The organism is Mesorhizobium sp. B264B1B (assembly GCF_020165765.1).
GTDB lineage: Bacteria > Pseudomonadota > Alphaproteobacteria > Rhizobiales > Rhizobiaceae > Mesorhizobium.
The window spans coordinates 43,949-65,775 of the sequence record NZ_JAIUIS010000008.1; the positions used below are offsets into that span (position 1 = coordinate 43,949).

The window sequence follows — 21,827 nt, forward strand, 5'->3', positions numbered from 1 at the left end:
CGGTTTGGAAATCCGATGCTCAACCAGAGGAATTGCGTGAGCGCCCGGCCGTCAATCGGCGAATTGCGCCGGCGGATCGAAACGGTAGCCGGCGCCGCGTATGGTGATGATGGCTTCCGTATCGAGCTTGCGGCGCAGCCGCACGATGCGCGAATCGATCGAGCGGTCGAAAGCGTCGACATTCTCGGCCGGCGCCGCCGCGATTATGTCGTCGCGCGTCAGCACCTTGCGGGGACTGGCCAGGAACAGCCGAAGCAGCGCCACCTGGCCGGGCGAAAGCTGCTCCTCCGTGCCCGAGCGGTGCATGACGATGGCCGACCTCAAATCGACGGTCGCGTTCTCCAACACGATCAGTTCCTGGGCGGCCCTGCCCCGCCGCGTCAGCAGGCCGCCGACGCGGGCGGCGAGTTCCCTGACATTGAGCGGACTTTCGATGACGTCGGCCGCGCCGAGCTCGAGCGCCAGCACCTTGTCGACGAGGTCGCACGGCCGGCAGATCAGGATGAAATCCGGTCCGCCTTCACCGCCCCCGCCTTGGCTGCCATAACGCCTGAGCAGATCACGTCCCTCCGCCTGGCTGAGGCTGTCACCGACGACGACGACGTCGACGCCCTTTCCCGCCAGCATAGATTCCGCTTCCCAGGGCTGGCGCGCCTGACGCACGTCGTGGCCTCGCCGCTCAAGGTGATCGGCGAGTTCGGTCGCCACCACGTCGGCGACGCAGATAAGCCCGATAACGGCGCGTGCAGCCATGTTTTCCAACCATTTCCTGGCAACCCGATATGAGTGCTGGACATCATGTTTATACCCAATCTACTTTCCACCGAAAGTGGGAGCGAGCGCATCGTGCGGGCAAGAATTTTAATTGTCGAGGATGAGCCCGATCTAAGAGAGGCGGTCGCCGAATATCTCGGCGCCGCCGGCTATGACGTGGCGACCGCCGAAACCGCGGCCGCCGCGCGCAGCCTGGTCGAAACGCAATCATTCCACCTCGCCATCCTCGACATCGCCATGCCGGGTGAGGATGGGCTATCGCTCGGCCGCTGGTTGCGCTCGAGACTGCCGATCGGCATCATCTATGCCACCGCCGCCGGCACCGCGCTTGATCGCATCGTCGGACTTGAGCTCGGCGCCGACGACTACATCGTCAAACCCTACGAGCTGCGCGAGGTGCTGGCCAGGGTCCGCAGCGTGCTGCGCCGGGTTCCGCAGCACGCGCCGATGCACGGCCAAAAGGCGAGCGATCCCCGCCGCTCCGTCGCTTTCGGCTCCTTCCAGGCTGATCTCGACGGCAGGCTGGTCACCGGCGCCAACGGCGCGGTGATCGACATGGCCAAGAGCGAGTTCGACGTGCTGGAGGTTTTCCTGACCCGCGCCAACCGGCTGCTGACACGTGCTGCCATTTCCGAAGCGATCGGCCTCACCGAAGATCCGGAATCCTCGCGCGCGGTCGACATTCGCATCATGCGCCTGCGCAAGAAGATAGAAACGGATCCGGCCAGCCCGAAATTCCTGCGCACGGTGCGCGGCGAAGGCTATATCTTCTCGCTGCCGGCCGGCGACGGCCACTAAGTGGGCGCGGGGGATTGCTCCCGCGCCTGTGCTGGTCTGTGGACGGATCCGTCGCAATACTTGTCGCCCAAAAACGCTCTTGGTTTTGGGACAACGCATAAAAACAAGGATTTGAGACGCGGCGCATGAAATCCGCTTGGCACCGCAACAATGGCTGAAAATGACCGCTGAAGCAGCAGGCACGGACATGCAAGACGGCCGGCAAGGCGCGGCGATGGCGGCCGTGCGCGTGGTGCGGCGGCTGCGCGAGGCCGGCGACTGGCAGCGCGAGATGGAAGCCATACTGGAAACGCTTTGCCACGCAATGGACTGCCAGCGCGGCATCCTGTTCCGCCTGCGCGAACTGCCCGGCCAGGGATTTGCCCAGTCGGTGGCCGCCTACTGGATCGATCCCGTGCTCGGTGGCGAGTTGGCCTCGCCGACGGTGATCGTGCAGTCGATCATCAACGCCGATCCGCTGCTGGAACGGCTGCAGGAGGATGAACGGCAGGGCAAGATTTTCGCCGGCCATACGCGCGACCTGGACGGCTTCCTGAGAGCCGATTTCGAAAAACAGAGCATTAAATCGTTCCTGTCGGTGTCCGTGTTCGCGCATGGCCACCTATGGGGGACGCTGGCGGTCAATGACTGCATCGAGGAGCGCGAATGGACCGACGAGGAAGAAGCGACGCTGCACATCATCGCGCTGGCCATCGGCGACGCGATCGAACGCTCGCCCTCCGACGCCCACGCCAGCGAGGTCATCCGCCGCACCATGCTGCAAGCCTCGCTCGATGCCATCCTCGTCATCGACGAGACCGGCTCGATCGTCGAATTCAATCCGGCCGCCGAGAAGATGTTCGGCTTCCTGCGCAGCGATATCCTCGGCAAGGACCTGCTCGACACCATCGTGCCGATCTATTACCGCAAGGGCTATGCGTCGGGGGCCGAATACATGTCCGGCCGCGGCGCGCCAATGGTCGGACAGCGGCTCGAGACGGTGACCCAGAACGCCGCCGGCGAGATTTTCCCCATCGAACTGACGGCGACCGAGATGCGAGTCGCCGACCGCCGCCTGATCTTCGGCTCCATCCGCGACCTGCGCGACAAGCTGCGCGCCGAGGAGGAGATCAATCGGCAGCGCGAGAAGTTGCACCAGAACGAGAAGATGGCGGCGATGGGTTCGCTGCTTGCGGGTGTCTCGCATGAACTCAACAACCCGCTGGCCGTGGTTGTCGCCCAGTCGACGCTGCTGCACGAATTCGCCTCCGATCCGCAGACCAAGGTTCGCGCCGAGAAAGTGCGCGCCGCCGCCGAGCGCTGCGGCCGCATCGTCAAGAGCTTCCTGTCGATGGTCCGGCTGCATCCGACGGAGCGGGCCGAGACGGACCTCAACCAGGTGATCCGCGCGGCGCTCGAGGTGACCGCCTACGGCGCGCGCTCGAGCGGCATCATCATCGACACCGATTTCGCGCCTGGCCCGTTGCTGGCCATGGCCGATGCCGATCACGTCACCCAGGTGGCCGCCAATTTCCTCATCAACAGCCAGCATGCGCTGGCAGGCATAGGCGGCGACCGGCTGATCAAGGTGCGGACCTTCCGCAGCGAGCGCGGCGATCCCGGTTTCTCGGTCGAGGACAATGGGCCTGGCGTACCGGAAGCGATCCGGTCCCGCATCTTCGAATCCTATTTCACCACCAAGCCGGTCGGCGTCGGAACCGGCATCGGCCTGTCGATCTCGAAATCGATCATCGAGCGGCACAATGGCAATGTCTGGTTCGAGGAAGTGCTGCCAAGTGGCGCCCGTTTCGTCGTCCAGCTGCCGGCCATTGTAGCCGGCGTCGCCATCGCCGGCGAGAGCCAGCCGCGATCGAGCGGGCTGCGCCACGCCTTGATCATCGATGACGAGCCCGACGTCGCCGGTTCGCTCTCCGACATACTCGAACTGATGGGCATCAAGTCACGGATCGCGCCCCTCTGGGACACGGCCACAGCCATATTGGCTGGCCACATGCCGCCCGACATCGTCTTTTCGGACCTGCGCATGCCTGGAACAAGCGGCATGACCATCTATCGAGAGTTGCTTGCCGAAAGACCGGAACTGGCGCGGCGTTTCGTGCTGGTCACTGGCGACCTGATCGGCGCCAAGGCCGAAATCGAGGCGCTGCCGCTACTGCAGCGTCCGCAGATCCTGGAGAAACCGTTCAGCACGCTGGATGTGCGCAGCGTCCTGTCCGCCATTGCCGACCAGGTGGTTTCGAAGGGATAGACCGCACCAACCGGTAAAAAAAGCCCCCGGCCGACATGCGGCGGGAGCCGAAGGGAGCGCTGGACGCGCTCGGGGAGCGCCGCGGCACGTTCCAAAGCGGAGCCGCTTCGGAACCATGTTTCAGCCAAAACTCAGAAAATATTCGGCGTGTTGGTCAGCGGCGCGGCATTGGCGATCATCCGGACCGCACGGGCTTTGTGGGCTCCGGACTGCTCGGCTATGGCCCGCAGGCAATCGACGCTCTCGGCGCCCCAAGCCTGACCCTTGCAGGCAAAGTCGATCATCGGCATCGGCAGGCGTGCGGTTCTGGTGGTGGTCATTGCGCCGCCGACGACGTTGGCCGGTGGATTGAGCGAAGCAAAGGCCGGGCCGACCGTCGGCGCGAACGCCATGCCGGCGAAGGCGCAAGCAGCCAGCGCCATGAACATCGCCATGGGGTGGTCGCTGGCGCGCTGGCGCAACGCCAGCTTCGGGCGGCGGCTAACGCGCTCTGGAGCCTGGGACCGGCGGTCGTTGCTGGCAATCTGAACTTTCGCATGCATCATCATCCCCTTCGTTGACTTTCTTTTTTTGATAAAACGAACTTAGTCGCGCTCTGTATCAGCGGAAAGCTGGCGTGAATCTGACATTGTAACCGCCTTGAAACGGCACCCGCGGCCAGACCCCACCAACTGGCATCACGCGCCCGCTTGCCGATCCCGGCTCGGCGGATCGGCAAGCGGGCAAGACGCGCGGCGACGCCTTTTGCCTCGGCTTCCGCCGTGGCAGGATTTGCTTCGAAACCTTGCCGGAACCAAGCTTTGAAACCCGGGCTAACGCCCGGATTCTCCGGGGTTTTCGGGGCCAGCCGTCACATCGGATTGGATTGAAATCGGCGCGCCAATTTTCTTTCGAAAATATGCTCGTTTCCACAAGCCATTGCATTTCAATGAAAAATATGATTATATTGAACGGATATTCAATAAAAAGAAGAGACGTTTTATGAACCCGCATCTCCGTGACGTGGCCATTCCCAACGATTGGGACCGGCGGGGACTGCCTGGCTGGAGCTACCATTCCGATGCCCTCCTCGAACTCGAGAAGGAGCACGTTTTCCGCAACCATTGGCAAATCGCCGGACATGTCAGCGACATCCCTGACGCAGGCGACTACCTGGCCATGGACGTCGTCGGCGAACGCGCTCTGATCGTGCGCGGCAAGGACGGCGTCGTGCGCGGTTTCAACAATATGTGCCGCCATCGCGGCAGCCGTGTCGTCGCCGACAGCCAGGGCAACTGCAAGAACGCGCTTGTGTGCCCATTCCACGGCTGGGTCTACAATCTCGATGGCACGTTGCGCGGCGCTGCCCGCCCGCGTTCCTTTCCCGATCTCGACAAGACCGAGTTCGGCCTGATGCCGCTCGATCTGGAGGTCTGGATGGGCTTTATCTTCATTCGCTTCCGCGCTGGCGGCCCGCAGCCCTCCGTCGCCGAGCTGATGAAGCCGATCGAGCCCGAATTCTCGCACTACAAGGCCGCCGACATGGTGCCCTCCTGGGGCATCTGGACCCAGAAAACTCCGGTCAACTGGAAGTCGGTGCGCGACGTCGACAATGAGGGCTATCACGTCGCCATGGCGCACCCGGCTCTGCAGGACCTCTATGGCGCGACCTATTTCGACGAACCCTTCGTCAACGGCGTGTCGCGCTCCTTCGCCAGCTACAACCCGCATGCCGGCCGTCGCTGGAGCGTGAGGAACTACGTCAAGATCGCGCCGGAGCCGGCGCATCTGCCGGACTATCTGAAGAAGGCCTGGGTCTATTATGGCATCTTCCCCAATGCCGTCCTCTCGGTGATGCCGGAATCGGTGCAGTTCTATCAGGAGTTCCCGCTGTCGACGGGTGAGACCCTGCTGCGCGGCGCCATTTACCGCTATCGCGACGAAAGCCGCGAGCAGGCTGCGGCCCGCTATCTCTCCTTCCGCATCGACCGCGACACCATGTCGGAGGATGTCCAGCTTTCGGTGTGGTCGAACGAATCCATGCTGTCGGAAGCCTTCGAGGGTTTTTACCTCTCCGACCTCGAATACGGAGTGCGCACCCACCACGACCATCTGCGCAGGCAGATCCCCGTGCTTGGGCTCGAAACGGCGCCGGAGGAGAAGGACATGTGGAACTTGAACGACGCGCTGCGGTCGCGTGGATAGGCGACGCCGATAATTGGCGAAACCATCGGTGAGAGCGCTCCTCTCCCCGTCCTATGCGGGGCGAAGAAAGAACGTCATCCCCGCCACACCCCTTCTTTCCTGAGATCATCCATCGTGCGCGAAATGCCCTCGCGCAAAATGCCGACCATGTCGTCGATCTGCTCGCGCGTGATGACCAGCGGCGGCGACATCACGCACATGTTGATCAGCGGCCGCACCAGCAGGCCGAGCTCGTGGCAATGCGCGTCGATGCGTTTGCCGACATCCTTGTCGAGCTGCAGCGGGTCCTTGCTTTCGCGGTCGGCGACACATTCGACGCAGCCCATCAATCCCAGCCCGCGCACCTCGCCGACCAACGGCAATTCTTCCAGCGTCTTCATCTGCGCCTGGAAGTAGGGCGCGACCGCTTGCGTGTGGGCAAGTACGCCCTGCTCCAGAAGGTCGAGATTCCTGAGCGCCACTGCGCAGCCGACCGGATGGGAGGTGTAGGTCAGGCCATGGCCGAACATCGCGTCGGGATGGTTCGACCGGCGCAGTTCCTCCAGCAGCCGTTCCGATATGATGACGCCGCCGAGCGGGAAATAGCCTGACGTCACACCCTTGGCGAAGGTGATCATGTCGGGATCGATGCCGAACACATCGCCGGAGGCGAAGACATGGCCCAGCCGTCCAAAGCCCGTCACCACCTCGTCGGAGACATAGAGGATGTCGTTGTCGCGGCAGATCTCGCGGATGCGCTTGAGGTAGCCGTCCGGCGGCACGATAACGCCGCCGGAGGCCTGCACCGGCTCGCCGACGAAAGCGCCGATCCGGTCAGCACCGACTCGCGCGACGGTGTCGCGGAACTGGTCGACGAGGAAGTCGGTGAAATCAGCCATGCTCATGCCCTGCGGACGACGGAACGGATCGGGCGAGGACAGCTTGATCACCAGCTCGTCGGCGCCGTCCATCCAGTCGCGGTCACGCGGGCGGCCATTGAGCGAGGCCGACAGATAGGTCGAGCCGTGATAGGCGCCGCCGCGCGACAGGATCAGCTTCTTCTCCGGCCGGCCCCGCACATTGTTGTAGAACTGCATGAAGCGCAGCGCCGTCTCCACCGCCGAGGAGCCGCCTGTGGTGTAGAAGACGTGGCTGAGATCGCCAGGCGCATGACCTGCTATGCGACCGGCAAGTTCCGCCGACGGCGCGTTCATCGTGTACCAGGGCGTATTGTAGGACAGTGCCATCGCCTGGTCGTACATCACCCTGGCGAGCTCCTCGCGCCGATGGCCGACATTGACGCACCACATGCCGGCCGGCCCGTCGATCAACCGCTTGCCGGTGCCGTCGGTGATGTAGATGCCGTCGCCTTCGCCGATCAGCGCGCGCGCTTCCGCGCCGACCGAACCGGCATACGGCCAAGGCTGGACGAGATGGCGCCTGGCCAACTCGACGGCATCGGCAGCTCCGGCTCCGGCCATTTCGCTCGCCTTCAGGTCCCTCGCAGCCGCCATCGTCATCTCCACATCACTTGTCGAATTCAGGATTTCGAAATTTGGCCGGCAATGCTGGAAATTTCCGGCATAATCCCCACAATTTTGAATGTCCGTTCAATCAATATCTCAGAAATAGCGCTTGATTTCAATCCGCGGATGCGGGCATGATGAAAGAAAGCCGGCAAGCTCGGAGCGCGATCAGCAAAACTGGTCACCGGTTTTGCGTTCGATCGCGCTCCAAAACAAAATTGGGAACAAACAGCCGGCGCCAGTCCAACGGGATACCGCATGGCGGGACGCTCCAGGCCAGCAACCGAGATCACAGCCGGAGCCCTGCCCCCCGGAGTCTGGCAATGACGGCGGCGGTGGAAGGGTCGCCCCCGTTGCGCATGACGCGGGCCAGACGAAATGCCCTTCTGCAATCCGAACCCGTGCAGGGCTTTGCCCTGATCAGCCCAACCTTTCTCTACGCGCTCATCCTCCTGGTCCTGCCGATCCTGGTGGTCATCGCCCACTCCTTCTGGACGCAGAACTATCTGACCATCGACCGCACCTTCACGCTGGAAAACTACCGCGTCGCCCTGACCGAGCCGATCTATCGCGATCTGTTGTGGCGCTCGCTGTATATCTCGCTGACGGTCAGCTTCTTCACCGTCGTCCTGGCTTATCCGATCGCCTATTTCATTTCCTTCCACGGCGGCCGCCACAAGAGCCTGTGGCTGTTCCTCATCACCATCCCGTTCTGGACCAGCTATCTCCTGCGCGTGATGTCGTGGAAGGTCATTCTCGGCTATAACGGCGTCTTGAACTCCGGGCTGATCGGCCTCGGCATCATCAACGAGCCGTCGACGGCGCTGCTCTACAATTCGAGCGCCGTCATCATCACGCTGACCCACGCCTGGGCGGCCTTCGCCATCCTGCCGATCTTCGTCTCGCTGGAGAAGATCGACCGGACCCTGGTGGAGGCGGCTACGGATCTCGGCGATGGTCCCTTTCGTTCGTTCCTTCGCGTGACTTTGCCGCTGTCGGCGCCAGGCATCATCTCGGCGGCGCTGATCGTCATGATCCCGACGGTCGGCGACTATGTCACCCCCAAACTCGTCGGCGGCAAGGACGGCGTCATGATCGCCAACGCCATCCAGGCGCAGTTCGGCAAGGCCTCGAACTGGCCGCTGGGCGCCGCCCTTTCCGTCACCACCATGCTGGTCGTGACGTTGATGGCCGGCGCCACGGTGCTGGTCATCCGTGCCGCCCAGAGGCTTGCGCGATGAGCGCGGCGCGACGTCTGCTGCCGGGCGGCTGGCTGTCGGCCTACGCCTTCCTCTATGTCGGCTTCCTTTATCTGCCCGTGATCTTCCTGCCGATCTTTTCGATCAACACTGCGGCCACACCGAAATTCCCGCTGACCGGCTACACCCTCAAATGGTACGAGGACCTGCCCAACACGCCGGCGCTGCTCGACGCCACCTGGAACAGCCTGATCGTCGGCGTCTCGGCGTCCGTCCTTTCGACGGTTCTCGGCATCCTCGCTGCCCGCTCGATCACCCGCTACCGCTATCCCGGCCGGCGGGCCATCAACGGTCTGATCATGGCGCCGCTCGTGCTGCCGGAAGTCATCGTCGCCATCTCGATGCTGCTGGTGATGCTGCAGCTCGGCTTGAGCCTCTCTCTGTTTACCGTCGTGCTCGGCCATGTCCTGGTCTGCATCCCCTATTCGATGACGGTGCTGACCTCCGGCTTCGAGGGTTTCGATCGCAGCCTCGAGGAGGCCTCGGCCGACCTCGGCGAGAGCGCCTTCGGCACCTTCCGGCGGGTGACGCTGCCGATGGTGGCGCCGGCAATCATCTCCAGCCTGCTGGTCTGCTTCACCATTTCGCTGGACGAGTTCATCATCGCCTTCTTCCTGACCGGTACCGAGGCGACGCTGCCGATCTATATCTGGGGCCAGTTGCGCTTCGCGGCGAAACTGCCGGGCGTGCTCGCGCTCGGCACGCTGCTGCTGGTCGCCTCCTTCCTGCTGATGACCGTCGCCGAAATCCTGCGCCGCCGCGCCGCCAGACGCACGAAGAACGAGGGAGGGCTTTATGCCTGAGCAGGCCCCATCCGCACGAACCCTGTCCGAACGGACGATGATCGAGATCAACGGCGTCACCCGCAGCTACGGCGCCTTCAAGGCGCTCGACGATGCGTCCTTGACCATTCGCGAGGGCGAATTCTTCTCGCTGCTCGGCCCGTCCGGCTGCGGCAAGACCACGCTGTTGCGCATGATCGCCGGCTTCGACAACCCGACGAGCGGTTCGATTTCGGTCGGCGGCCAGCCGATGGAAGGCATTGCGCCCAATCGCCGACCGACCAACATGGTGTTCCAGAGCTATGCGATCTTCCCGCATCTCAATGTCGAGCAGAACGTCGCCTATGGCCTGAAGCGGCTGAAATTGCAGGGCGGCGAGGAGAAGCGCCGCGTCGAGGAGGCCTTGGCGCAGGTGTCGCTAACCGGTCTCGGCAAGCGGCTCGCCACCGAACTGTCCGGCGGCCAGCGGCAACGCGTCGCGCTCGCCCGCGCGCTGGTGATGCGGCCCAAGGTGCTGCTGCTCGACGAGCCGCTGTCGGCGCTCGACAAGAAGCTGCGCGAGCAGATGCAGGTCGAACTGCGCCGCCTGCAGCAGGCTGTCGGCATCACCTTTGTGCTGGTCACCCACGACCAGTATGAGGCGCTGGCCATGTCCGACCGCATCGCCGTGATGTTCGGCGGCAGGATCGCGCAGGTCGCCTCGCCCAAGGAGATCTACCAGCGGCCGGTCAACCGCCAGGTCGCCGACTTCCTCGGCGGCATGAATTTCGTCAAGGCCGAGATCGTCGAGGAGAACGGCGCCTCGCTGGTCGTCGACACGCTGGGCTTCGGCCGTGTGAAGACCGACAAGCCGAAGGCCTTCGTGCGCAATGGCGGCGGCGCCACGCTCGGCATCCGCCCGGAGCGCCTGCGCGTCCTGTGGGACAATGCGACGGCCAAGTTCGAGGTTGCCGGAAAGGTGGTCGAACGCCACTATTTTGGCGAGATCACCCATTTGATCGTCGAGATCCCCGGCCTGGAAAAGCCGCTGTCGGTAACCGAGACCAACGATTTCGGCGCCGACGATATTCCGGTCGGCACTTCGATTCGCCTCGCCTACGATCCCGAAGCCCTGGTGGCGGTGGCGGATTGACGGTCCGCGATGATCTTTCGCGCCGCTATGCGACCGGCAACGATCGCCCCTTCGACATAGCCGGGAAATGACGGCGACAGCTCCGACGATGCGAAATGAACAGGCGGCGCGCCGGCCAGGAGCACAGGTTCGGCATCGGTCGCCGCGACGTCGACGATGAGGTCGCTGTAGCCGCCGCCGCTCCAGCGGTCATGCGTCCAGTCGCGCTGGCTGAAACCCGCGATTTCGGCCGCGTCGGGACCGAGGGCTTCCACCAGTTTCCCGGTCACTTCGGCGCGCAGTGCCGTCTCGCCAAGCTCACCCCAGCGCAAGGCGAGCGGGCCGCCGACGAAGACGACCAGCGCCGCGTGGCCTTCATCCGGACTGGCATCGCAAGCGAACAGCCCCGGCGGGTCGCGCCACATCACCATGCCGCTCAAGCCGCGGCGGCGCCAGAAGGCAGCGGGGTAGCGCACTAGCACCTTGATCACGGCGCCGCTTTCCCAAACGCCGAGCGCCTTCGCCAGGGATTCGGGCAGGGCGGGTGCGAAGCCCAGTTTCGCCGCCATGACCGGCGGCACCGCGACAAGTGCCGCCCGCGCTTCAATGACACCCGCCGCCGAGACGATGCGAACGGCTTGCGGTCCATGCTCGATGCATGAAACGGCCGCGTTGAGCCACAGCCGGTCGCCGAGATCGCTGGCCAGGTCCTCGGCCACCGACTGCATCGTCTCGCGCAGGAAATACTGGAGCTCCGGCACCTCATTGGTGATGCGCCGATCGTTGTCGATCAGGTGCCAGAGCGGCAGTTTCTCCAGCGTCAGGCACCACAGGCCTTCGATCATCGAGCGGAAGGCTGCCTTGGCGGCATCGGCATCGTCTTGCCGGTCGAGCCAGGCGGCAACCGTCAGCCCGGCAATCGAGGGATCGTCCGGCGCGATCGCGTTCATCCGCTCGCGGATCGCCATCGAACCAGAATAGGTTCGCTTCGCCTCGGCGGCGGAGATTGGCGGCTGGGCGACAAACGCGCCCTCGACATGGGTTTCGACCAGCATCTTGCCGCGCGCTTCGACAAGGGCCATCAGCTCCGGCATGTCCTCGCACAGGAACTGGCCGCCACTGTCGATGCGCTCGCCGGAACCGATCTCCGCCGACTCGACGCGCCCGCCGACACGGCCCCGCGCCTCGAGCAGCACGAAATCGACGCCGGCCTTTTTCAGCTCGAGCGCGGCCGACAGCCCGGTGAAGCCGGCGCCGATGATGACGACATCGGCTCTTGTGGACTCGCTGTTCAATAGCCGGCCTTGATCTTCTCGAACTCGGCGACCATGCGCTGCTTGAGCTCAGGCGGCACCGGCTGTTGGAACAGCGTCTTGTCGAGGAATTTGTCGAGATCGTCGAAGCCGCGGTCGGCCAGCACCTGGTGATCGACTGCGGCCATGCCGGCACCGTTGCCATGGCCGTAGCCGAAGGTCTTGACCATATAGTCCGACACCCCGGGCGCGTTGACCGCGTTCAAGAAATCATAGGCCTGGTCGAGCTTGCCCGGCGCATCCTTCATCAGCACATAGCCGCACACCCAGGTCGAGATGCCTTCCTTGCTGTCGCGGTTCATGGCGATCGGCAGGCCTTGCCCCTTCAGCGTCACATAGGTCTCGTTCCAGCCCCAGACGAGATCGACCTCATTGCCGATGAAGGCCTGGTTGAGATCGGTGTCGTTGGTCCAATAGAAACGGATGTTCTTGTGCACGTCGCGCAGGAAGGCGGACGCCTCCTGGAACTGGGCATCGGTCATCCCGGTCCAGTCTTTCAGCCCGATGACGAGACTCGCCAGCGCATAGGCGTCGTCGACATTGTCGCCGATGGTGACGCGGCCCTTGAACTTCGGGTCGGCGAAGATCCTGAGCGATTGCGCCTGCTCCGGCGTCACCTTGTCGGTGCGGTAGAGAAGCGAGGTGTTGCCCCAGTCGAACGGCATGAACCACGCTTTGCCGTCGTCGGTGGTGGCGAGATCCTTCATCGCCATGATGCCGGAATTGAGGTCTTTCCAGCCTGCTATCCTCGACGTGTCGAGCGGCTGCAGCAAGCCCGCCTCGCGCCACTTGACCACGCTTTGCGAACAGGGATGCGCGATGTCGGCCTTGAAGCCGGCCCGCATCTTCTCGAAGGCCTCGTCCTCGTCGCCGAAGAAGGCGAAGGTCGGCTCGGCGCCGTATTTGGCGGCATAGGCGGGGTGCAGCAGCGGGTCCTCATAGCCGGACCAGTCGAACACGACGAGGTCGCCGCCACCTTCCGCCCAGGCATAGACGGCGCCGGCGCCGATCACGCAGGCGGCGGCAAGGGCAAGGCTGCGTAGCACTGGCTTCATGGTGCGAATTCCCCCGTCGCGAAAGGCTGCCGCGAGGTTATGAGAATTCGCCTCTCTTGGCGAGCCCGCCCGCCCACCATCTCCGCAGGCGGGCGGGCGGCCGAACCGGCTCAATATCCGGCTTTGATCTTCTCGAATTCGGCGATCATCTTGAGCTTGAGCTGCGACGGCACCGGCGACTGGAACAGCGTCTTGTCGACGAATTTCTGCACGTCGTCATAGCCTTTTTCCTTCAGCACGGCCTGATCGACGCCGGCCATGCCCTTGGCGTTGGCCTGGCCATAGCCCCAATCCTTGACCAGCACCTTGGCGGTTTCGGGATCGTTGACGGCGTTCAGATAATCATATGCCTTGTCGACATTGCCGGGCGCATCCTTGAACAGCACATAGCCGCAGACCCAGGTCGAAATGCCTTCGTCCGTGTCCTTCTTGGCCTTGATCGGCACGCCGGCGGCGACCGATTGCACGGTGGCGTCGTTCCATGCCCAGGCAAGATCGACCTCGCCGCCGCTCAAAAGCTGCACCACGTCCGTTGTGTCGGTCCAGTAGGAGCGCACGTTCTTATGCACCTGGCGCAGGAAATCCGACGCCTGCTTGAACTGGTCGTCGGTCATCTTGGTCCAGTCCTTGACGCCGATGGCGAGGCTCGCCAGCGCATAGGCGTCGTCGACATTGTCGCCGATCGAAACCCGGCCCTTGAACTTCGGATCGGCGAACGCCTTCAGCGACTGCACGTCCTTGGCGTCGACCTTTTCGGAATTATAGGTGAGCTGGGTGTTGCCCCAGTCCCAGGGCATGAACCAGGCCTTGCCATCGGCGGTCGTGGCGAGATCCTTCATCGCCATGATTCCGGGATTGAGATCTTTCCAGCCTGTTATCTTCGATGTGTCGAGCGGCCGCAGCAGGCCGGCCTCGCGCCATTTCACCACGCTCTGCGAGCAGGGATGGCCGAGATCGGCCTTGAAACCCGAGCGCACTTTTTCGAACGCCTCGTCCTCGTCGCCAAAGAAGGCGAAGGTCGGCGAATCGCCGTTCTTCTCGACATATTTCGGATGGAAGCTCGGATCCTCATAGCCGGACCAGTCGAACACGACCAGGTCTTTGTCGGCGGCAACCGCCAGGGCTGCGGCCGAGGCCGCCAGCACGCCGGTCAATGCCAGGGTCAATGTCAGGCGTCGGGCCAATGTCAGCCGCTGGATTGATGTCTTCATTGCTGTTCCATCCTCTTTTATTTATCGATTGCTTCATGCCTTGCGACGGGTGGCGGCTGCTCCCTGGTAATGTTTGGGGAATGCGGCCGACAGGAATTCGTTGGCTGCCTGCAAGGCGCTCTCGCGGGTAGTGTCTTCGGTGCCCATCATCAAGCGCAGCCACAGTCCCTCCAGCGTCGCGCTGAGCGCCAGCGCCATGACCTGCGGCTCATAGGCATAGCCGCCGCTTTGCTTGAGCGTCGCGCAAAGCTCGATGAAGATGTTCTGGTAGACGGCATCGCGGGCGCTGCTCAGCGCCTGGTAGGTCGGCCGCGACTTGGCCTCGCCCCAGAAGGCGCACCAGGCCGCCAGCTTGCGCTTGTTGCAGATCGAACGGTCGAAATCGGCCGCGACCAGGGTCCGCAACTGGTCGGCGGGATCGTTCCCCGCTTTCTCCAAGGCATTGCGCCAATGCGCCGAGTACTCGTCATACATATGCTGCAAGGTCGCGATCAGCAGTTTTTCCTTGCTCTCGAAATGGAAATTGACGATGCCGCGCGACAGGCCCGCGCCATCGGCGACGTCGGCCATCGTCGTCTCCGAATAGCCGCGCTTGGCCAACGAATCGATCGTCGCCTCGATCAGCTGAAGCTGCCTGACCTCCTTGGAAGCCTTACGCCCGCGTTTCTCGGGTTCGCTCGATGCCTCGGCGGACTGCTCTTGGCGTGCTGCAATTTTCATGGGTGCGGTCATGCTCCACATCGCCGGCTAGCCGACCATCTTCGGTTTTTGCCCGCGAAGATGAGTGGGACGGTGCTCGCCACTGTCAAGCACCTTCTGCATGGCCTCCCAGGTTCGTATGTTCTTGTCGACATAGGCGGCGCCCACTGCCGCCGCGACCGTCGGATAGAGCGGCCCCTTCAGCCTTTCCAGTTCGCCCCGCGCCACCTCGCGGTACCAGGGATTGCGGTCGCGAACCGCGATCTCGGCAAAGCCCGCCTGGCGCATCGCCTGTGCGTAGCGCGCCGGCGAGGCCATCGCGAAGGACAGCCCTTCGGCGGCGACATAGGCCTTCATCTCCGGTGATGGTTCGCCGTCATGCGAGATCATCCAGTTTGATGCCGCAAAGGCGCCGCCGGCCTTGAGCACGCGGAATATCTCCGCAAACAGCGCATCCTTGTCGGCGACATGCAGCAGCGCATCCTTGGAGAAGACGACGTCGAACGACTGATCCTCGAAAGGCAACCGCCCAGGCGGCGCCTGGATGAAGCTGGCGCGGTCGGCAAGCCCGCGGGAGGCTGCCCGGCGCCTGGCCGTTTCGATCACCGGCCGCTCGACATCGAAGCCGGTGACGTGCGCGGCGCCATGCCGTTCGACCAGATGCAGCGTGATGCCTCCGGACCCGCAGCCGATGTCGAGCACGGTCTTGCCTGCGAGCGAAAGTCCCTCGAGCACGCGGTCGACTTCGTCGGGCCCGCCCGGCGACAGGTAGCCGTCGCCCCACAGCGCCTCGAGGAAGCGGATGGCGGCTCCGTCATACTCCGGCTCGGCCTCGGCCGTTTCGATCATCAACCCTCGATCCCCAATCGACGAATGTCCGTCTCGAACGCCTGCAAAGCCTAGCCCATGTCTGGGAAAACGCAACATCATTTGTTGAACATTCATTCAATATAGCTGGACAAAACGACGACTACCATGCCAAATTTCGCGCATTGAGGGGACGGATTACGCCAAGATGAACAGCGGATCGCATGGAAAGACTGGGCCAAAATGAAAGCTTGGGATGCGATCGTCATCGGCGGCGGACACAACGGACTGGTCAATGCCTGCTATCTCCAGCGCGCCGGGCTCGACGTGCTGGTGGTGGAGAAGAATCCCTGGGTCGGCGGCGCCGCCACCAGCCGGGAACTGACGCCGGGCTTCCTCTATTCCAACTGTTCCTATGTTTGTTCGCTGTTTCGCCCTGAAATCATGCGCGACCTCGAACTGCCGCGCTTCGGCCTGCAGGTTATTTCCTATGAGGGCGGCGCGGTGTTCACCAGGGATGGCGATTATCTCGCCAATTACCGGGACCATGATGCACACCGGCGCGAATTTGCGCGCTTCTCGAAACGCGATGCCGAAGCCTACGACCGTTATGCGCGCGACGTGACGCGCCAGTGCCGTTTCATCCAGCCGCTGTTGATGCGCACCGCGCCCGACCCGACCAGTCTGCGGCCGCGGGATCTGGGCGAGCTCCTTTATCTGGGCAAGAAATTCGCGGGCCTGTCGGCGGAGGAAATGGCGCTGACGCTGCGCTTCTGGACCATGTCGATCTCGGACTTCCTCGATGAATATTTCGAGACCGATGTCATCAAGGCCAATTTCGCTTTGTCCGGCATCATCGGCACGGCGCTCGGGCCGATGTCGCCCGGCACGGCTTATGTGCTGCTGCACCACTATATGGGCGAGGTCGACGGCTCGGTCGGCGCCTGGGGCTATGCGCGCGGCGGCATGGGCGCGGTGACAAAAGCGCTGGCGGCATCCTTCAGGGCGTCGGGTGGAACCATTCGCACCGGCGCCGAGGTCGACCATGTTCTGGTGAGCCGCGGCAAGGCCAAGGGTGTGGTGCTGGCTGGCGGTGAGGAGATCCGTGGCAAGCTCGTCGTCTCCAACGCCGACGTGAAACGAACCTTCCTGAAACTGGTCGAGGAAAAGGAACTGCCCGAGATTTTCCTGCGCCGGGTCAGGAACTTCAAGATCCGAGGTTCGTCCGGCAAGGTCAACATCGCGCTGGACTCGATGCCCGAATTCCCAGCTCTGCCGAAGGATTCGCCGGTTTATCGCGGCGACATGCATTTCACCGATTCGATGGAGCGGATGGAGCGCGCCTATGACGACTGGAAGGCCGGGCGCTGGTCGGCCGACCCCTTCCTCGACATGGTCATCCCGACGACGCTCGACCCGACGATGGCGCCGCCGGGAAAACACTTCATGAGCTGCTTCGTGCAATACGCGCCGCCCAAGGTGAACGGCCATGAATGGACCGACGCCGATCGCGACGGATTCGCCGAAAGCGTGATTGCGCAGATTGCCGACTACTCGCCCGGCTTTCGCGACCGCATCGTCCACATGGAGGTGCGCACGCCGCGCGAAATCGAGGCCGAGGTCGGGCTCACCGAAGGCAACATCTTCCAGGGCGAACTGACCTTCGACCAGCTTCTGTTCAACCGCCCGGTGCCGGGCTACGCGCAATACCGCTCGCCGGTCGGCGGTCTTTATATGTGCGGCTCCTCGACCCATCCCGGCGGCGGCGTCATGGGCGCGCCCGGCCGAAATGCCGCGGCCGAGATCCTGCGCGATCTCGCCAAATCGACCTCGCATATGAGCCCGGCCCATGACGTCATATGATGCAATCGTCATTGGCGGCGGCCATAATGGCCTCGTCACTGCTGTCACGCTGGCGAAGGCAGGGCGCAAGGTGCTGCTGCTGGAAGCGGGAGCCGATCTCGGCGGCGCCGCGCGCACGGAGGAATTCGCGCCGGGTTTTCATGTCTCGTCGATCGCCCATCTGCTGAACCGCCTGCATCCCGACGTGGTGAAGACGCTGGAGCTGGAGAAGCATGGCTTGCGGATCACCCCAGACGACTTCGCGCCGTCGGTTGCGCTGTCGATGGACGGCTCCCCGCTGGTCCTGCACCGCGCCTATGGCGAAATGCTGACCGGCGCAAGTTCGTCGGAGCAATCGGCGTGGAAGCAGTTGCGCGCGCAGCTGCTGCGCTACGCCGGCATCCTGGAACCCTTCCTCTCGCGTCGTCCGCCCGAGCTGGCCGGCATGTCGCTGCTGGAGACAGCGGCGCTCGGCCAGGCCGCACTGGCGCTGAAAAGGCTCGGCAAGGAAAACATGCGCGATTTCCTGCGCGTGCTTTTGATGAACGTCGCCGACCTGCTCGACGAGCAGCTTGCCGACATCAGGCTGAAAGGGCTGCTTGCCTTCGACGCGACGCTCGGCAGCCATCTCGGTCCGCGCTCGCCCACCTCGCTGCTCGGCCTCTATTACCGGCTGGCCGGCGAGGCCGGCGGTGTGGCCGGCGCGCAGATAGTGCCGAAGGGCGGCATGGGCGCGGTGATCGCCGCCATCCGCGCCTCGGCCGAAAAGGCCGGCGTGAACGTCCGCACATCGGCGCCTGTCGCAAGGATCATTGTCGAGAAAGACCGCGCCGTCGGTGTCGCATTGGACAATGGCGAGGTGCTGCGCGCCAGGACGATCGTCTCCGCGACAAATCCGGCGACGACTTTGCTCGACCTTGTCGGTCCACGCGAACTCGACACCGGCTTCGTGCGCAAGGTGAACAACATCCGCATGAAGGGTGATGTCGCCAAGCTTCACCTGGCGCTCGACAGGCCGCCGCAATTCACAGGTGCCGATGCCGCCGGCCACAGGGGGCGGCTGGTTATCGCCCCCTCGCCCGATCATGTCGAGCGCGCCTTCAATCCATCCAAATACGGCGCGTTCTCGCCCGAACCGGTGATGGAGATCACGCTGCCAAGCCTCGCCGATCCATCGCTCGCGCCCGACGGCGCCTGCGTGCTGTCGGCGGTGGTGCAATACGCGCCCTATGCTCTGAAAGAGGGATGGGGCGCCGGCAAGGCGAAATTCCTGGAGGCAATCATGGCTCAGCTCGAAGCCTACGCGCCAGGCATCGGCAAGACGGTGCGCCACACCGAGCTCTTGACGCCCGCCGACATCGAAACGCGCTACCGCATGCCGGGCGGCCACTGGCACCACGGCGAGTTGCAGGCCGACCAGATGCTGATCTCGCGCCCGGTCTCGGGCTGGTCCGGCTACGACACACCGCTCGACGGGCTGTTTCTCGCCGGTGCCGGTTCACATCCCGGCGGCGGCGTCTCCGGCGCACCTGGATTGAACGCCGCTCGACGCATTATTGCGATGAAGGGGTAAGGCGATGTTTCAGTTGGCGGCAGTCGCGTTCTACGGCGAAGGATCGCCAGCATGAATCAGCAACCATCATCCGCCCGCATCGCCGCCCAATCCCACTTCCGCACGTTGCGTCTCGGCACGCCGTTCCAGCCGCGCATCGATGCTCTGGCCAAGACCCAGGATTGGTACAACTGGGCGGGCTACCGCGCCCCCCATTCGCTGTGGGACGAGGAGCTCGAATATTTCGCCATTCGCAGCCAGTCGGCGCTCTTCGACATCTCGCCGATGACCAAGTACCGCGTCGAGGGACCGGACGCCGAGGCCTTCCTCGACCGCGTCACGCTGCGCGACGTGACCAGGCTGAAGCCGGGCCGCGTCCATTATACCGCGTGGTGCGACGACGAGGGCTTCGTCCTCGATGACGGCACGCTGTTCCGGCTCTCGCCAACGCGGTTCCGGCTGTGCTCGCAGGAGCGGCATTTGCCTTGGCTGCTCGACAGCGCCATCGGGTTCGATGTGACGGTGGAGGAAGAGACCGAAGCCGTCGCGGGCCTGGCACTGCAAGGTCCGACCTCTTTCGCCGTGCTGCGTGATGCCGGTTTTGCCGATGTCGAAAAGCTGAAGGCATTCGACCTCGCCGAATTCCCGCATGATGGCGAAACCGTCACCATCTCGCGCACCGGCTTCACCGGCGACCTCGGCTATGAACTGTTCATGCCGGTCGACAAGGCGCTGAGCCTGTGGGACCGGCTGATGGCGGCCGGCGAACTGCGCGGCATCCGCGCCATCGGCTATGCCGCGCTCAGCCGCGCCCGGATCGAGGCCGGGCTGATCGTCGCCAATGCCGACTTCACGACGGCCGAACACGCCATCCGCGCCGACCGCTTGCGCATGCCCGATGAGATCGGGCTCGGCTTCATGATCGACCTGGAAAAGGCCCATTTCAACGGCCGTCGCGCCATCTTCGAGGCGCGCGCCAAGCGCAAGCTGCGGCATGTGCTGGTCGGGCTGGAGATCGAAGGCAACATCCCGGCCGAACACGCCATCGTCTATCACAGAAAGAGCCAGGAGGTCGGGCTGGTCAGCGCCGCCATGTGGTCGCCGATGGCCAAGCGCAACATCGCCATCGCTTCGCTGGTGCGACCATATGGTGATACTGTCGTCGACGACCTCTGGGTCGAGATCTACGCAATGCGCGAGCTGCAATACCAAAAGCTGATGAAGCGGGCCAAGGTGGTGCCGCGGCCGTTCATCAAGCTCGATCGCCGCACCGCCAATCCGCCGGCGGATTTCTGACCATGGACGAGGAAGCCGACAAGCAGCAAGAAGAGGCGGCCGAACAGTGGGAACTGGTCAACACGCCGCTCGGCGAAAAATGGTCGGGCCGCACACGCTATGCCGCCGCCATGTTCTTCTACAAGCGCGGCGAGATGAGCGCCGAGACGCTTGAGGTCTACCGCATCTGCGCGCGGCTCGATTCGGAAAACCCGCTGCCGATCATCCGCGACCGCGGCGTCGGCAAGGACTGGCTGAAGCGCATGGGGTTCGGCTGACCTGCCTATCCTATGGTTCTTTCCAGCATGGCCAGCCAGTTTCGGTAGGCGATCTTTTCGATCAGCGCGCGGCCGAAGCCGCGTGCGGCGAGCGCATCGATGAGCTTCGGCAGACCGGCGGCGTCGCCAATGACGGCCGGGATCATGGCTCCGTCGAAATCGGAGCCGAGGCCAACCCCATCCTCACCCAGCGCCTGCAGCAGGGAATCGATGTGGCGCACCATGATGTCGAGGCCGGTATCGGCATTCATCTTTCCGTCCTCGCGCAGGAAGCCGGTGGCGAAGTTCAGCCCGACCATGCCGCCGGTTTCGCGAATCGCGCCGAGCTGCCAGTCGGTGAGATTGCGTGAGTGGCCGCAGATCGCATGCACGTTGGAATGGGTCGCGACCAGCGGCGCATCGCTGAGCGCGGCGACGTCACGAAACCCCTTCTCGTTGAGATGCGACAGGTCGATCATGATCCTGAGTTGGTTGCAGGCCTTGACCAGCGCCTTGCCGGCATCGGTCAAGCCGGGACCGGTATCGGGCGAGGACGGAAAGCGGAACGGCACGCCATGGCCGAAAGCGTTCGGGCGGCTCCAGACGATGCCGAGCGAGCGCAAGCCGGCGGCATGCAGCACGTCGAGCATGGTGAGTTCGGGATCGATCGCCTCGACCCCTTCGATATGGAATACCGCAGCGATCGACTCGCGCGCCATGGCGCCGCGCACATCTGCGGCATTGCGGCAGACGCTCAGCGCTCCGGCCCGTTCCAGCCTGAACAGGATCGAGGCCATCGCAATCGTCGAGGCCAGCGCATCGCTGTGCGGGAGTTCGGGCGGCAAAGGCTCGGCATCGCTGGGCGTCGACGGGACAGCGCCGCGCCGGCCTCTCTCGACAGGCGGCGGGAAGATCGCGAACATGCCGCCGGCGAGCCCGCCGGCCCGTGCGCGCGGCAGGTCGATATGGCCGCCCGATTTCCCTTCCATGAACAGCTTTTCGACGTCCGGGTCTTTCGACTGATAGAGTCTGAGCAGCGTGTCGTTATGGCCGTCGAAGACGGGAACGAGATCGGTTTCGGTCATGAAGGGATCATTCGGTTCGATGTGTCGCACGCTGCCCGCGATATATCATATCTACTTAGGCAAGATGGGC

Annotated in this window: 20 protein-coding genes; 10 read left to right on the forward strand and 10 right to left on the reverse strand. The window is 63.8% G+C overall.

What is annotated here, in order from left to right; translation table 11 throughout:
• Positions 1-51: 51 nt before the first annotated feature.
• On the reverse strand, positions 52-753 hold the full coding sequence (locus tag LB547_RS17580) for a response regulator transcription factor (protein WP_140500617.1): 702 nt from the start codon (positions 751-753) through the stop codon (positions 52-54).
• Between the two features lie 45 nt (positions 754-798).
• Between LB547_RS17580 and LB547_RS17585 the strand changes: the two genes are divergently transcribed.
• Together LB547_RS17585 and LB547_RS17590 are read left to right on the forward strand one after the other, a co-directional pair.
• Positions 799-1,572 (forward strand): response regulator, encoded by a 774-nt coding sequence (locus LB547_RS17585; RefSeq protein ID WP_181167426.1) that lies wholly within the window; start codon positions 799-801, stop codon positions 1,570-1,572.
• A 160-nt stretch (positions 1,573-1,732) separates the two neighbouring features.
• On the forward strand, positions 1,733-3,820 hold the full coding sequence (locus LB547_RS17590; protein WP_181172799.1) for a sensor histidine kinase: 2,088 nt from the start codon (positions 1,733-1,735) through the stop codon (positions 3,818-3,820).
• 131 nt (positions 3,821-3,951) lie between these two features.
• Here the strand turns inward: LB547_RS17590 and LB547_RS17595 are convergent, their stop codons facing one another.
• Positions 3,952-4,362, reverse strand: a complete 411-nt coding sequence (locus LB547_RS17595) for a hypothetical protein (protein WP_140763816.1) — start codon at positions 4,360-4,362, stop codon at positions 3,952-3,954.
• A gap of 439 nt (positions 4,363-4,801) precedes the next feature.
• On the opposite strand from LB547_RS17595, the gene LB547_RS17600 reads away from it, so the two are divergent.
• Entirely contained in the window at positions 4,802-6,004 is a 1,203-nt protein-coding gene (locus LB547_RS17600; RefSeq protein ID WP_140500615.1) for an aromatic ring-hydroxylating oxygenase subunit alpha, read from the forward strand.
• 74 nt (positions 6,005-6,078) lie between these two features.
• Here LB547_RS17600 and LB547_RS17605 read toward each other — a convergent pair whose 3' ends face one another.
• Together LB547_RS17605 and LB547_RS17610 are read right to left on the reverse strand one after the other, a co-directional pair.
• Positions 6,079-7,497, reverse strand: a complete 1,419-nt coding sequence (locus LB547_RS17605) for an aminotransferase (protein ID WP_140558454.1) — start codon at positions 7,495-7,497, stop codon at positions 6,079-6,081.
• A gap of 26 nt (positions 7,498-7,523) precedes the next feature.
• Positions 7,524-7,769: a hypothetical protein gene (locus LB547_RS17610; protein ID WP_140558452.1), complete on the reverse strand. Its 246-nt coding sequence runs from the start codon at positions 7,767-7,769 to the stop codon at positions 7,524-7,526.
• Positions 7,770-7,832: 63 nt separating this feature from the next.
• On the opposite strand from LB547_RS17610, the gene LB547_RS17615 reads away from it, so the two are divergent.
• Genes LB547_RS17615 through LB547_RS17625 form a run of 3 tightly spaced genes read left to right on the forward strand, consistent with a single transcriptional unit; the run spans position 7,833 to position 10,682 of the window.
• Positions 7,833-8,750: an ABC transporter permease gene (locus LB547_RS17615; RefSeq protein WP_140517906.1), complete on the forward strand. Its 918-nt coding sequence runs from the start codon at positions 7,833-7,835 to the stop codon at positions 8,748-8,750.
• A complete protein-coding gene (locus LB547_RS17620; RefSeq protein WP_140658314.1) occupies positions 8,747-9,571 on the forward strand; it encodes an ABC transporter permease in 825 nt (274 codons plus the stop codon). The genes LB547_RS17615 and LB547_RS17620 overlap by 4 nt, the downstream gene beginning before the upstream one ends.
• 37 nt (positions 9,572-9,608) lie before the next feature.
• Positions 9,609-10,682: an ABC transporter ATP-binding protein gene (locus LB547_RS17625; RefSeq protein ID WP_140525502.1), complete on the forward strand. Its 1,074-nt coding sequence runs from the start codon at positions 9,609-9,611 to the stop codon at positions 10,680-10,682.
• Here LB547_RS17625 and LB547_RS17630 read toward each other — a convergent pair.
• From LB547_RS17630 to LB547_RS17650, 5 genes are all read right to left on the reverse strand, one after another.
• The gene (locus LB547_RS17630; RefSeq protein WP_224702934.1) at positions 10,646-11,956 is read right to left on the reverse strand and encodes a flavin monoamine oxidase family protein; all 1,311 of its coding nucleotides are present in this window, start codon (positions 11,954-11,956) and stop codon (positions 10,646-10,648) included. The two genes, LB547_RS17625 and LB547_RS17630, sit on opposite strands and share 37 nt — an antisense overlap.
• Positions 11,953-13,029: an extracellular solute-binding protein gene (locus LB547_RS17635; RefSeq protein ID WP_140763810.1), complete on the reverse strand. Its 1,077-nt coding sequence runs from the start codon at positions 13,027-13,029 to the stop codon at positions 11,953-11,955. Before LB547_RS17635 ends, LB547_RS17630 begins: the two co-directional genes overlap by 4 nt.
• A gap of 110 nt (positions 13,030-13,139) precedes the next feature.
• Positions 13,140-14,240 (reverse strand): ABC transporter substrate-binding protein, encoded by a 1,101-nt coding sequence (locus LB547_RS17640; protein WP_140525481.1) that lies wholly within the window; start codon positions 14,238-14,240, stop codon positions 13,140-13,142.
• 33 nt (positions 14,241-14,273) lie between these two features.
• Positions 14,274-14,960 carry a transcriptional regulator BetI gene (gene betI / locus LB547_RS17645; RefSeq protein WP_224655901.1) on the reverse strand — a complete coding sequence of 229 codons (687 nt, stop codon included), beginning with the start codon at positions 14,958-14,960 and terminating at the stop codon, positions 14,274-14,276.
• A gap of 27 nt (positions 14,961-14,987) precedes the next feature.
• A complete protein-coding gene (locus tag LB547_RS17650; protein ID WP_140517901.1) occupies positions 14,988-15,788 on the reverse strand; it encodes a class I SAM-dependent methyltransferase in 801 nt (266 codons plus the stop codon).
• Between the two features lie 201 nt (positions 15,789-15,989).
• On the opposite strand from LB547_RS17650, the gene LB547_RS17655 reads away from it, so the two are divergent.
• From LB547_RS17655 to LB547_RS17670, 4 genes are read left to right on the forward strand one after another with little or no spacing between them, the layout of a single operon-like run.
• Positions 15,990-17,609: a phytoene desaturase family protein gene (locus LB547_RS17655; protein ID WP_140729396.1), complete on the forward strand. Its 1,620-nt coding sequence runs from the start codon at positions 15,990-15,992 to the stop codon at positions 17,607-17,609.
• On the forward strand, positions 17,596-19,161 hold the full coding sequence (locus LB547_RS17660) for a phytoene desaturase family protein (RefSeq protein ID WP_140729397.1): 1,566 nt from the start codon (positions 17,596-17,598) through the stop codon (positions 19,159-19,161). The genes LB547_RS17655 and LB547_RS17660 overlap by 14 nt, the downstream gene beginning before the upstream one ends.
• Positions 19,162-19,212: 51 nt before the next feature.
• Positions 19,213-20,436: an aminomethyltransferase family protein gene (locus LB547_RS17665; protein WP_140729398.1), complete on the forward strand. Its 1,224-nt coding sequence runs from the start codon at positions 19,213-19,215 to the stop codon at positions 20,434-20,436.
• Positions 20,437-20,438: 2 nt separating this feature from the next.
• On the forward strand, positions 20,439-20,693 hold the full coding sequence (locus LB547_RS17670) for a hypothetical protein (protein ID WP_140500602.1): 255 nt from the start codon (positions 20,439-20,441) through the stop codon (positions 20,691-20,693).
• A gap of 5 nt (positions 20,694-20,698) precedes the next feature.
• Here the strand turns inward: LB547_RS17670 and LB547_RS17675 are convergent, their stop codons facing one another.
• A complete protein-coding gene (locus tag LB547_RS17675; protein ID WP_140763807.1) occupies positions 20,699-21,757 on the reverse strand; it encodes a dipeptidase in 1,059 nt (352 codons plus the stop codon).
• Between the last annotated feature and the right edge of the window lie 70 nt (positions 21,758-21,827).